The 12819-nt window shown below is 39.5% G+C and carries 10 protein-coding genes; 4 read left to right on the top strand and 6 right to left on the bottom strand.

Annotated features, from left to right (window positions below; translation table 11 throughout):
• The first annotated feature begins 57 nt into the window (after positions 1-57).
• Positions 58-843, top strand: a complete 786-nt coding sequence (locus HMPREF0519_RS03400; RefSeq protein WP_003557549.1) for a potassium channel family protein — start codon at positions 58-60, stop codon at positions 841-843.
• Between the two features lie 156 nt (positions 844-999).
• Here HMPREF0519_RS03400 and HMPREF0519_RS03395 read toward each other — a convergent pair whose 3' ends face one another.
• Both HMPREF0519_RS03395 and HMPREF0519_RS03390 read right to left on the bottom strand, forming a co-directional pair.
• The gene (locus tag HMPREF0519_RS03395; RefSeq protein ID WP_003634677.1) at positions 1000-1998 is read right to left on the bottom strand and encodes an NAD(P)/FAD-dependent oxidoreductase; all 999 of its coding nucleotides are present in this window, start codon (positions 1996-1998) and stop codon (positions 1000-1002) included.
• Positions 1999-2072: 74 nt separating this feature from the next.
• On the bottom strand, positions 2073-3185 hold the full coding sequence (locus HMPREF0519_RS03390; protein WP_003552050.1) for a PrsW family intramembrane metalloprotease: 1113 nt from the start codon (positions 3183-3185) through the stop codon (positions 2073-2075).
• Between the two features lie 268 nt (positions 3186-3453).
• On the opposite strand from HMPREF0519_RS03390, the gene HMPREF0519_RS03385 reads away from it, so the two are divergent.
• The gene (locus HMPREF0519_RS03385; protein ID WP_035462227.1) at positions 3454-4410 is read left to right on the top strand and encodes a nucleoside hydrolase; all 957 of its coding nucleotides are present in this window, start codon (positions 3454-3456) and stop codon (positions 4408-4410) included.
• 103 nt (positions 4411-4513) lie between these two features.
• On the opposite strand, the gene HMPREF0519_RS03380 is transcribed toward HMPREF0519_RS03385, so the two are convergent.
• Both HMPREF0519_RS03380 and spx read right to left on the bottom strand, forming a co-directional pair.
• Positions 4514-5314, bottom strand: a complete 801-nt coding sequence (locus HMPREF0519_RS03380; RefSeq protein ID WP_003557541.1) for a Cof-type HAD-IIB family hydrolase — start codon at positions 5312-5314, stop codon at positions 4514-4516.
• Positions 5315-5603: 289 nt separating this feature from the next.
• Positions 5604-5999, bottom strand: coding sequence for a transcriptional regulator Spx (gene spx, locus HMPREF0519_RS03375; protein ID WP_003557539.1), 396 nt, complete (start codon positions 5997-5999; stop codon positions 5604-5606).
• Positions 6000-6188: 189 nt separating this feature from the next.
• On the opposite strand from spx, the gene HMPREF0519_RS03370 reads away from it, so the two are divergent.
• A complete protein-coding gene (locus HMPREF0519_RS03370; RefSeq protein ID WP_003634673.1) occupies positions 6189-8156 on the top strand; it encodes a cation:proton antiporter in 1968 nt (655 codons plus the stop codon).
• A gap of 209 nt (positions 8157-8365) precedes the next feature.
• Positions 8366-9922, top strand: a complete 1557-nt coding sequence (locus HMPREF0519_RS03365; RefSeq protein ID WP_003634670.1) for a bifunctional metallophosphatase/5'-nucleotidase — start codon at positions 8366-8368, stop codon at positions 9920-9922.
• A 158-nt stretch (positions 9923-10080) separates the two neighbouring features.
• Here the strand turns inward: HMPREF0519_RS03365 and rny are convergent, their stop codons facing one another.
• Together rny and HMPREF0519_RS03355 are read right to left on the bottom strand one after the other, a co-directional pair.
• Positions 10081-11709, bottom strand: coding sequence for a ribonuclease Y (gene rny / locus HMPREF0519_RS03360; protein WP_003634668.1), 1629 nt, complete (start codon positions 11707-11709; stop codon positions 10081-10083).
• Between the two features lie 54 nt (positions 11710-11763).
• Positions 11764-12708 carry an alpha/beta hydrolase gene (locus HMPREF0519_RS03355; RefSeq protein ID WP_190870482.1) on the bottom strand — a complete coding sequence of 315 codons (945 nt, stop codon included), beginning with the start codon at positions 12706-12708 and terminating at the stop codon, positions 11764-11766.
• Positions 12709-12819: the final 111 nt, after the last annotated feature.

Raw genomic sequence — 12819 nt, 5'->3', positions numbered from 1 at the left:
TCCAAGCACTTAGTACTCACAGTAATGATAATCCGAAACAAACGGGGATGAGGTATCGTGAAAAAGCAGAACCAACAAACCAAGTGGGGCAGAATTCTACTGTACAACATTTTAGTTGTACTATTGGCACTGGCTTCATTTGCACTTGTTGTTTTGGCAGTTACCAACATTATTACTTTAAAGCATGGTGTTTATCGCATCATTTTCTCATTAATTTGGATTTTTTTCTTAATTGATTACCTGATTCGTTTTAAGCTCGCAAAGTCAAAAAAAGATTTTTTAATTTCAAATTTATTTGATTTAATTGCGTTAATTCCTTCACACCCAATATTTGCACTTTTCCGAATAGCAAGAATATTTACCATTGTCCGCGAGTATAATCTGCTGTGGAAATTGGGATGGACCGGAAAGTTTACTAACGGCCTTCACCGCTTCCTTTATGATACTGGGTTCATTTACCTGTTTTCGATTAGTTTGGTGATCCTGATCGGCAGCTCCTTGGTGTTTGCTTCGTTTGAGCATGTTTCACTCCAAGAAGCCCTTTGGTGGGCAATTACAACTGCGACAACGGTTGGTTATGGTGATGAAACGCCTCATACTGCAGGCGGAAAGATCGTTGCTTCACTTCTTATGCTCGGCGGAATCGGTTTTATTGGTTTATTAACCTCAACAATTACCGGATTCTTCACTAATCAAGACGCTGAAGACGAACGGGATAAATCTTTAAAACACCTCACCAGGCAGGTTGAACATCTGTCAAAACAAGTTACACAAATGCAAAAAACATTGCAGGAGCAAAATGGTCAGCCTAAGCCGATAGTAAAAAAGAAAAAACGAAAATGACTTAAAATTGTTCAAAATCAACTTATGATCTTTAGACGCACATTGGCCTGAATAATAATGCCGATTTGGCCAACACAAAATAAAGGACCGTTAGAAAGGAAATTTCCTCATTCTAACGGTCCTTTTTGTTAATAATAATCCACATCAAACATCGATTTACGATTTATGCATTGCCGTGCTATGCAATGGTCCCCTTCTATCTGGATAAAGTGCCTGCATAATTGCATTCACTGCAACCGGTGCTTCACCAAAAGCTGTCGAAATCAGTGGTTCCTTGCCTTCGTACTCGGAAACATCCCCAATCGCAAATACATTTTCCAAATTTGTTTGACCATTCGGCCGAACGTTAATCGTGCCCCGATTAATTTCGGGATGAACCTCCCATGCATTTAGCGCATCATCCTGCGCAATAAATCCATAATTAACAACAATTTTATCAACTGTCAACTCGGTAAAGTCTTCAGACTTCATTTTCTTTGCCTTAACAACGACTTGTCCATTATCAGTTTTGGTGAGTTGTTTAATCAAGTAAGGTGTCACGGTTTCGATTGATGACGCCTTTAATTGATCAACACTGTGTTCCATCGCCCGGAATTTATCCCGCCGATGCAACAGAAACACTTTTTTTGCGACTTGTTCCAATAGTAACGCTTCATCAATTGCCGAGTCACCGCCCCCGGCTACTAAAATTGTTTGATCTTTGAATCGGTTCAGGTTTTTGACACTGTAAAATAAATGTTGCCCTTCAAAATCAGCACTGTTCTCAACAGCCAGTTTACGGGGATTAAAAGCCCCAACCCCAGTCGCAATAATAATCGCTTTGGTGAATGTCGTTTCCTGATTTGTGATGAGTTGATAACCGTTAGTCGTTTTTTTGATATCATTAACGGTCTGATTCAATTTAATGTCCGTCTCAACCGTTTTAAGCTGTTCTTCAAGTTGTTCAACCAAGTCCCTTGCCTTGATCATAGGGTAGCCAGCAACGTCTAAGATCGTCTTCTCCGGGTATAATGCACTGGCTTGGCCACCAAGTTCGGTTAGGCTTTCAATAAGCTGCACTTTAGCATTCCTAAGGCCAGCGTAAAACCCGGCAAACATTCCCGCCGGGCCTCCTCCAATAATGGTAATATCATAAGTTGCATTATCTGAAACCATTTGTTTACTTCCTCCTAATACCGTCGGGTTAAGTCAATCTACAACACCCAACTGGGCTGGGCTTTTCACTTCTACTAACGCTTTTTTGAATTATTTTTCTCTGGTTTTCGTTTCTTTGTTTTTTTCGCTTTTGGAATGATGATACGCTGCCCTTGTAATGTTTTCACTTCACGCAGTCCAGCATCAATCATTATATATATTAAGAACCAACCCACAACCACGTCAAGAATTTCCTGCATAATCGAGACGTTCAATCCTGTATTTGGAATGTCCCAATCCCAAAATGTGTGCAGAATGACAGTGATTAAAAAGAATACGTAGAATTTAGGATTTGTAAAGAAATCCCGAATCGTAAACGGCTTTTTCCGAGCTTTCCCTAAAATAATTGCACCGCCCATAATGGCCGCCCAAATTGTATGGGTTCCAACTGCTTGAAAACTTCTCGTCAAAATCGTCATCAATCCATACTGACTAACATAGCCCGAACTTTCAAACACCGAAAAACCTGCACCAACGGCCGCTCCAATTAAAACACCATTAAATATGTAATTCAGTTTGTATGAGTTGATAAAGAGAATCACAACCACGCATTTTGCAAGTTCTTCAACGACACCAACAATCAGTGCGGATTCAATACTGACATCGGTTCGAATCGGCAGCATCAGATAAAATGTCATTGTTACCAGCAATGAAAGAATCCCCCCCACCAAAAAAGTCGTCAGAACTTGAAGAACCGATATGTTTTGATAAACGTTAATCTCAAAAAACATCATCATTAACGAAAAAGGTACCGCCAAAGATCCGATAAAGATCAAACCAGGAATTGCCTTATTGCTTTTAAAAAGAAACAGTAATAACATCAACATTGCAAAGCTGACTGCCAACACAAAGAAAATTCTGGAAAAGAACCACGGTTTTACCGGCCGACTGGAGACCTTTCGTAGACTTGGTGTTGTCGATCGGGTGCCCACAATAAACAACCGATCTGCTTCATCCTTACTATGTTTTTGAAAAACTTCAGAAAACATTCGTGACAGATGAATCTCCACTGGGCTTTCGTTTTCTTTGCCTCCAAGTCGTTTGGCGATGCTGTCGTCTAAATTATCAAGGTTGTCGTAATTTCGTCGCACACCTGTCCAGATCAACGAGAAAAAGTTTCGACCTATTTTTTTATTTTCAAATTTCATCTAAAATACATCTTTCCTATAAGTATTACTATTTAGCGTAACTTACGATGATGATAGATTCAAGTTACGTGCTAAAATTATTCTCAATAACTTGTTTTTGATACGCACTGGCGGCTGTAACCCACCAACCTCCCCTGTGAGTTGGTCACTCGGGTTGATAAAAATTCAGGGTGATCCCAAGTCAAAAATTGAGTTATAGTCCGTTTTCGGTTATGATTAGGTAAAGGGTTTTCATCCTTGATATTACAACATTATGGAGGTAGTTTTAATGGCCCAGAAAAAAATGATTCTTGATCTTGATACCGGTATCGACGATGCAATGGCAATTGCCTACGCAGTTGCGGATCCGGATGTTGATTTAATCGGTATCATTGGTTCATATGGAAATGTATACGTTGAAGACGGCGTTCAAAATTCACTTAAAATTCTTGAATTACTTGGTGCTACTGACGTTCCGGTCTATCAGGGACTTTCACATTCATCAGAAAGTGACCACTTTGACAGAATGCCTGTCAGTGCTCAAATTCATGGTGAAAACGGTATTGGCGATGTTGACCTGCCGGATCCTTCCCGCAAACCTGAAACAGGCGACGCAATCGACTTCTTTATTGATGCTGTCAAGAAATACGGTAAGGACCTAATCCTTGTGCCGACCGGTCCACTTACCAATTTAGATGCTGCTATTAAAAAAGCACCCGAAATTACAAAAGAAATCGGCAACATTACTTTAATGGGTGGTGCGGTTACCGTTCCGGGAAATGTAACCAATGTCGCTGAAGCAAATATTCAGCAAGATGCATCAGCTGCTAACAACGTTTTCCGCAAGGCCCCACTTACCCAAGTTGGTCTCGACGTCACTTTAAGAACCCTGTTAACTAAAAAAGAAACGCAACAGTGGCGTGACCTGGGTACTAAATCAGGTAAAGCTTTCGCCGATATTGTAGATTATTATATTAAAGCATATGAAGTCACAAGCCCTGATCTTCACGGTTGTGCGCTTCATGATCCATTTGCGGTTGGCGTTGCGATTAATCCCGACTTTGTTCAAACAATCAGTTTAAACATGTACGTCACAACCGATGAAAAGTATTACGGTCGAACAACAGGTGATCCTGCCCGCTTGTCTGATCCAAATCCAAATGTTAAAGTTGCGGTCAACGCTGATGTAGATGCTTACTTAAATGCATTTATGACTCACTTAACCGGATTATTCAGTAAACATTAATTTAAAGTAGGTTCTACACTTAAAACGACTGCCATCGTCATAACGATTGGCAGTCGTTTTTTGATTAACTATAGGTGACCACGCAACAATGGCTGTTTCGCTTTTATCGAATGGAGAAAAAGCTTTTCAAATAATTTCCCACACCATTATCGTCATTATTACCGGCAATCACACTACTAATTGCTCGAACTTCGTCTGTCCCGTTCTTCATAGCAACTCCGATTTGAGCATGGGCGATCATTCCGAGATCATTTTGAGAATCTCCAAAGGCCATAAGGTTGGAAAAATTCCAGCCAAAGTGTTTAAGCAACGCTTTTAACCCAACCGTCTTATCCATCTTCGGTGCTAAGAATTCCATAATCTGCGGCTGTGACCGAACGATATGATATTGCTTACTAATTCGAACCGGCAGGTCACTACTGAAATCATCAAGTAAGTCCGGCTTGTCACACACAATTCCCTTGGAATACAAATCATTTTCATCCAAGTCTGCAAAACTTCTGGAAACAAATTCAATGTTTCCTTTAAATTGTTGTTGGTACATTGACGGTTTCAAATCAGAAATCGAATAAACACGTTCAAAGTTCAGAATATCCAGCGGTGCATAAACTTCACGTGCAAATTTATGTAACGATTCAAAATCCGCTTTGGCCATCCCCCTCTTAAACAATTCTTTTTTGTCGTTGTTATGAACAACCAATGCCCCGTTGAAAGTGATCGTGTAATCATCTTCATCAGTTAACCCCAATTGTTCAATATACGGCCAAATTGCATTAATTGGTCTGCCGGTACAAAGGACCACCTTAATACCATTATCATGAATCTGTTTCAATATATTCTCATTGGTTTTGGAAATGTTTTTGTCACTTGTCAGCAACGTCCCATCCAAATCCAATGCAACCATTTTAATCACTGCTAGAGTTCCCCCTCTGATAGTAATAACGACGTTTATTCTAAAGAAACTAAATAGGAAAAACAACCCTTTGACAATATCTTACACAGAACTTTTCATAAATACTAGATTAATTACAAAATTGTTCCAAGTAATTTATTTAATAATTATATTAATCAGCCAAGTATGCACCTAATTTTATTACATTTCCAATGCAATTTCACAAACAAAAAAAGAAGTCGGGGTAATAATTACCTCAACTTCTAAATTTATACGTATAACTTAACTATTATTATTTAAACTAGCTGATTTGTGATTCAAGTTCCCGAAGCTCAGCTTCACGAACACTTCTAGGAAGAAATCTTCTGATCTCTTCTTCATTAAAACCAACCTCTAGTCGATGATCATCAAAAATAATTGGTCGTTTAATCAAATCCGGGTACTTAACCAACAAATCAATTAGCTGAGATACCGAAAGATTATCCATATCTATATTTAACTTCTTATAGACATTAGATCTGGTGGAAATGATATCTTCACTTCCATTTTCAGTTAAACGTAAGATTTGCTTTACTTCATCGGCGTTCAGAGGATTGGAATTGATGTTTCTTTCCTTAAAGGCGATGTTGTGGCTCTTTAACCATGCACGTGCTTTCCTACTTGATGCACTACTTTGTGCGACATATAGATTTAACATTACAATCCCCCCTAGTTTGTAACAGAAATGAAACCTAAATACATCCTTCACGTAATATATTAACACAGTGAAACCTTTTGTCAATACCGTTACTTACTTTTTGTAAACAAATTTGTGAAATTTTGAAACCATCTTTCAGCACCTTTTCCGTTATAATAAGTTTATTGAAACAAACTGGGGGATTGAATTATGGAAGCTTTTTATTTAGTCGCACTGTTAATTGTTGCGACAATTATTTCAAATATGGTTTACACTGTTTTTCCAAAGATACCGCTCACCTTTTACCAAATTGCTTGCGGGTTCTTACTCACATTACTTCCTCTTTTTAGGGACTATACACTACATCCCGAATTTTTCATGGTTGGTATCATTGCACCACTCATGTTTAATGATGGTCGCAATACAGATGTCTCACATCTTGGGAATGCTTTTCACCACATTATGTCAATGGCCGTCTACTTGGCAATTCTAACAGCCGTAGTTATCGGTACTTTCGCACACACGATGATGGCTATCATCCCGCTGAGTCTCTGTTTTGCCTTAGCAGCAATTGTGACACCAACCGACTCGCTGGCATTTTCATCCATCACCGAGGGAGTTTCACTTCCGGAAAATGTGTCGACTGTTCTTGAAAGCGAATCACTGTTCAATGATGCATCTGGTATCGTTGTGTTCAATTTAGCCCTCTCATCTTTTCTAACAGGACAATTTTCTTTTTCAAAAGGATTAATTAATTTTATTATCAGCTTTTTTGGTGGTCTCATCATCGGGTTAATTGCAGGCTTGGCCTTTGTTAAACTGCAAACCTTCCTTGTTAATAAATCTATGGATACATCCAGTGTCATTGTTCCTTTCAGCTTAATGACGCCATTTGCAATATATCTCATTTCAGAGCACTTGGGCTGCTCCGGTATTTTAGCGGTTGTTGCGGCAGGAATCGTCTATGGCTTAAACCAGAGTCGCCTAAAGCTGACAACGACTAATGTCCGTTTGGTAACAGGTGCCACCTGGTCGATTGTCAGTAATTTGCTAAATGGCATTGTCTTTGTGCTGCTGGGTGTCACTCTACCGACCGTCATTTCAAACATCATTCCCTTATCATCTACTTTAACAATTGAGCTGGCCTGCCTTGCATTTGCTATCTATCTCTTAATGGGAATTGTCCGATTTCTTTGGGCAAAACTTAACTTTATCAGGCTCAACCGAGACCAGCCCTCAACAATGAAAGAAGCTTTTCTAATTGCCATTGGCGGCGTTCATGGAACAATTACACTTTCCATGGCTCTTTCATTACCACTAACACTCACAGGGCACGCTTTCCCTTATCGAAATGAAATCATATTTGTCGCAACCATTGTCATCCTCCTCAGCTTAGTAGTTCCGGCATTTATATTGCCAAATATGCTGCCGCGAAAAAAAGATGACGACCAATCCTCTTTCAATCATTATCGTACTGAAATGGTCAACTACAGTATTTCGCAAGTTAAGGCCCAAGAAAGTGTTCCACTAGCCGATAGAAATTATGTTATTGATATGCTTGCGAGCCAAAAGCAGGGCGGAAATATTGATAAAACACAGATCAACGACATTATGAACCAGACTCACAAGGTTGAAATTGATGCAATCACAGGTTTACTAACGGCCGGTAAAATCCCTCAAAATGTTGCAAACCAAATTTCCCGACGAATGATGATGACACCCGGTCAGCGTGGCGGCTTTCTCACTAAGCTTCAATTTCTATTCCGTGTTCGCTTTCCGAACAAAAGGGCCCGTAAAATCAAGCGAAATATGCAGTCTGTCGCATCAAGATTCAGTCCGGAATTAAATCAAAAACTGTTCGATAAAAAGGTAGCTATCAGGAAAATTGTTGAAGACACTGTTTACCAACATGTTAATAAATTTCTTGATGATATTGAAAACGAAACAAATGCACCGTCAATTGCATTTGTTAGAAATGGCTATAACTTTCGCCATGCCAGAATCGACTCATCAGACAGCTCGGATGATTTAAGAAATCAACTGTTGATTCAAGCATTTCAATACGAGTATTCCTACGTTGCCTCGGCATTTCGAGATAAGGAGATCTCCCGAACCATCTCCGATCAGTTGAATCAAAGCGTTACGACAGACCAAATGGTCTATATGGAACAGGGATAATGCAACGCTTGAAACCGTGCACTAAGAAGCAGATCCCGGCCGCACAAGTCTTTAAATCAGATAGTCCGGGTTTGACTATCTGATTTAAAGACTTGTGTTCTGGAATCTAACCGCTTCTTAGTGCACTCTTATCCCATTAATCTGACGTTTACAAAGTACTGTCAATTGATTATACTTGACGGTATACATTGACTTTGCAGGTGAAAATAATGAAAATTACCCTCTTAGCGACCAGTGATACACATGGCTTTATTGAACCCACTAATTATGTGGATTCAAATGCAAACAAGCCTTTTGGTCTAGAAAAAGCAAGTTCAACAATTAAACGATATATTAACCAACATCAAGATGAAAAAGTCATTCTGATTGATAACGGGGATTTTCTTCAAGGTTCGCCCATGGCCGATTACGTTGCCAAGCGAGCTGATGAAGTCGACAAAGCATCATTTATCAACGCTTACAACCAAGTTGGTTATCAAATTGGCAGTATTGGCAACCATGAGTTTGACTATGGTTTGGACTACCTTAATTTTGTGATGAACCATTCCAGTAGGCAATTTATTTGTGCAAACATCGTGGATCATGATAATAAACCGTTACTAACCAATCCATATACCATTTTAACTATTTCCGGTGTTAGAGTTGGGTTTCTCGGACTAACAACTACAAGCACAAAAAAGTGGAAGAATGTTAATGGCTTAAACGACTTCAACCTGATCTCCGAATTATCTGCGTGCAAACGCTATCTACCTGAGCTAAGAGAAAAGACCGATGTCGTCATTGTTGTCTATCACGGTGGATTTGAGCGGGACCATACTGGTAACTGGAATGACATCAATCCCGGTGAGAATCGCGGATATGATATTTTAAAGAATATCAAAGGCATTGACGGTTTTATTTCTGGGCATCAGCATCGTAAAATTGCCAGTGAACTTTTTAAAGTGCCGATTATTCAACCTGGATCCCGTGGTGAATTTGTTGGAAAGATTTCTTTTGATTTATCAAACTCAACCAAAAAAATCACGCGTCACAGTTCAGAACTATTGAGCGTTGCAGATAGTGAACCGGATCAAGAAATCGCCAAACAAATCGCACCTCTGTCAGCACATCTACAACATTGGCTTGATAAACCCCTCTCCCATATTGAGGGGGATTTGACTTTTAACGATCCTTTTCATGCCCGAATTAAAGAATCTGCCTTCATCGAATTTATTCAAAAAATTCAAATGAGTAAAATGGGAACCGATATTTCTGCCACTGCTCTGTATAATAATGAAGCACATGGCTTTGAAAGCCCCATCACCATGAGAAATATCATTACAAATTACGTTTACCCAAATACACTGGTCAAATCAAAAATTTCCGGTGCCGATCTCCGGGCAGCATTGGAAGTAACCGCTAAATATTTTGATGTTAAACATGGTGAGGTAGTCGTTAACGAGCAATTTATGTTTCCTAAAGAACGTTTTTATAATTACGATATGTATGAAGGAATTGAATATACGCTAAATATCGCTAATCCTGTTGGGCACCGCGTAACCAAACTAAAATATCACGGCAAAGATATTATAGACGATCAGGTCTTATTCGTTACTTTAAACCGTTACAGAGCAAATGGCGGTGGTCACTATCCTATGTATACAAAAGACAAAATCGTTGCTTCCTGTGACATGACAATCAGCCAAATTATTTTAGAATATTTACAAGAACATCCCGTAGTAAAAGCGACTAATAATCATAACTTTAAAATTGAAGCAAGGAAATAATAGTTTCGTGTTTGCTATTATTTATTTCATACAGATCTCAATTATAAGAACATATAATAAAATCCGGTATTGAATATGATTCAAACAATCATATTCAATACCGGATTTTATTAATCTATTACAGCACTGAGTTTTAAACTATTTTTTCTTGATTAATTTCAAGCATTACTTTTAGCCTTTTTGGGCTTATGATTTTTTCCATCATTTGCTCGATGCGCTTTTTTCTTCTCAACGCCAATAAAAGCCACTGCCTTGAAATCACGAATTGAAGTCACTTTAATTTTTCCCGGATATGTGAGCTCGTCCTCAATTTCATCTTTAACCTGATTAGCCAACTCTGCATTTTGTTGATCATTTACTTTTCTTGGATCAACCATAATTCGAATTTCACGGCCGGCTTGAATGGCATAACTTTCTCGAACACCACGCTTGCTGCTTGCAATTCTTTCAAGACTCTTTAAGCGGTTAACATACTCTTCAACAGACTCACTTCTGGCACCCGGACGACCGCCTGAAATTGAATCTCCGGCAGCAACCAAGTGAGCAATTGGTGTGGTAACATCAACATCTCCATGATGAGAAGCAATTGAATTAATAACTTGTGGATCTTCTTCAAAAGTTTCCGCAATCTTAACACCCAACTCAACATGGGTGCCATCAACTTCACGGTCAATTGCCTTACCAATATCATGCAGTAAGCCTGCCCGTTTGGCCAATTTAACGTTTAATCCAAGTTCAGCTGCTAATAAACCGGCAATATCCGCTACTTCCACGGAATGATTCAACACATTTTGACCGTAACTTGTTCGATATTTTAATCGACCAATAATCTTAATTAGATCTGGATGCATCCAGCCGATATGCAATGAACTGACAGTTTGCTCCCCCGTCTTTCGGATATCATTCATCACATCCGTTTGAGCTGCTTGAACCTGATGCTCAATTGACTGCACATTAATTTGCTTTGAAACTGTCAAATTGGTAATCGCCATTTTAGCAATTTCACGTCTGATTGGATCAGCTGTAACCACGTGGAGTAAAGACCCATCATCCGGGTCAAATACCAGGTCCACACCCGTTAAGGTTTCAATATAACGAATATTTTGACCATCCCGGCCAACCAGCTTCTGCTTCGTACTGTTATCATAAATTTGAACTGTGTGTTCCGTATGCTCTCGCGGCATATCAACCGGTCCACGCTGAATGGCGTCAACAGCCATGATTTTGGCAATTTTAGGTGCATTTACAGCTGCCTCGTCCTGTTGATAACGCAATTCAATATCTTTTTCGCGCGTTAAATCCTGGCTCAGTTGATCAAAGATTTGTTCTTTAGCTTGCGCGCTTGTTAAATCGCCGCGCTTCTCAAGCGTTTCAACGCGCTCTTTTGACAAATCAACAGCTTGTTTTTTAAGATCGGCAATCGATTGTTTTAATTCCGATAACTCATTATTTCGTTTTGAAAGATCCTGATGAACTTGATCAAGCCTCGTCGCAGTTTGTGTCAGCCCGTTCTCACGCTGGTTGATTCTGATCTGGCGGGTCGCATTATCCGCCTGGTAACTGTCAAGTTCCTCTTCAATTGATTCTTTATAATCAGAAGTCTGCTGATCGGAAGCTTCGTTTATCTTTTCAGTTTCCTTTTGTGCTTTAACCCTGGCACGATCCAGTAGTTTACTTGCTTCTTGGTTTGCTTTTGCAATCTCAGCAGCATACCGTTTTTTCTGAAGCGAAACACCACTGATCCCGCCGATAATACAGGCAATAATGCCTAGAATGACATAGATCAAGACCAGACCTCCCTTCTAAAATAGTTCTATAGTTAGTCTAACATATTCTTTAATCTATTTGAGATAACGTTCTAAAAACTTCTTAACGGTATCCGTATAAAGTTTTGGATGGTTTTGATAAGATCTGGCATGACCTTTCCCTGGCACAATCAACAGTTCTTTTGATCCTTTATCCGCTTTATAAAGTGGGTATACCATCCGGGTAGGGACAAAGTGATCATGAGCGCCATGAATAAATAACATCGGTCGTCGATTCTTCTTAACTTGATTCAAGACACTTGCCTCTTTAAACGTATAACCGTTCTTAACCTTGTTAATCGCACTCACAATACCAACCAACGGAAATCTCGGTAGGTTATACAATTGTTTTGCCTGATAGGAAATTTCGCTATACACATCCGTATAACCACAATCCTCAATGTAGGCTTCAACTTGTTTGGGAACATCTTTAACGCCACTTACCATCATTGTTGTCGCACCACCCATACTGGTACCAAAAACAACAATTCTGGAATCTGCCCCCTTTCTTGCGATGACCTTTTTAATCCATTTAACATAATCCAAACGATCCGGCCAACCATAACCGATATAATTCCCCTGGCTGTCGCCATGCCCACGAGCATCTGGCAACAATACGTTATATCCTAAGTTATGAAACATATAAGCGTATTGAAACATCTGATCTTTATTTCCCATAAACCCATGCGCAACGACAGCCGTTTTATTAGTCGGCTTATCAGCCGCAATATAGTTGGCATCAAGCTTTAAATGCCGTGTTGCCGATAGTTCATGCCAACGCTGTTTATGAACGCTTTGGTACCATTGGTGAGCCGGATACAAAGAACTGCCCGGCTTGATTTTTTGTGACTTACTTAAAAATGACTTAGGTGCGGGAACCACCGCAACTTTATAAAAATAAAGACCGGCACCAAATAATCCCGCAGCAACAACCGTCACGAGAGAGGCACAGGCAATTATGATTTTTGTTCGTTTTTTCATTTTATAAACGACCACCATTGATTTAGTTTGATTATTTAAGATAAGACTGTGCAGGACTGCGAATGCTAACCGCTTTGCTCCGCACACTTATTAGGACTGCTTCTCAAAGCA

It is taken from the genome of Lentilactobacillus hilgardii DSM 20176 = ATCC 8290, from assembly GCF_000159315.1.
In the GTDB taxonomy this organism is placed as follows: Bacteria; Bacillota; Bacilli; order Lactobacillales; family Lactobacillaceae; genus Lentilactobacillus; species Lentilactobacillus hilgardii.
The sequence above is the reverse complement of the archived record's forward strand: the minus strand, read 5'-3'. Positions and strand labels throughout refer to the sequence as shown.

Coding starts and splice junctions, on each gene's coding strand:
- HMPREF0519_RS03395 (WP_003634677.1), bottom strand. CDS start 1,998: ATGGTTTCAGATAATGCAACTTATGATATTACCATTATTGGAGGAGGC.
- HMPREF0519_RS03390 (WP_003552050.1), bottom strand. CDS start 3,185: ATGAAATTTGAAAATAAAAAAATAGGTCGAAACTTTTTCTCGTTGATC.
- HMPREF0519_RS03385 (WP_035462227.1), top strand. CDS start 3,454: ATGGCCCAGAAAAAAATGATTCTTGATCTTGATACCGGTATCGACGAT.
- HMPREF0519_RS03380 (WP_003557541.1), bottom strand. CDS start 5,314: ATGGTTGCATTGGATTTGGATGGGACGTTGCTGACAAGTGACAAAAAC.
- spx (WP_003557539.1), bottom strand. CDS start 5,999: ATGTTAAATCTATATGTCGCACAAAGTAGTGCATCAAGTAGGAAAGCA.
- HMPREF0519_RS03370 (WP_003634673.1), top strand. CDS start 6,189: ATGGAAGCTTTTTATTTAGTCGCACTGTTAATTGTTGCGACAATTATT.
- HMPREF0519_RS03365 (WP_003634670.1), top strand. CDS start 8,366: ATGAAAATTACCCTCTTAGCGACCAGTGATACACATGGCTTTATTGAA.
- HMPREF0519_RS03355 (WP_190870482.1), bottom strand. CDS start 12,708: ATGAAAAAACGAACAAAAATCATAATTGCCTGTGCCTCTCTCGTGACG.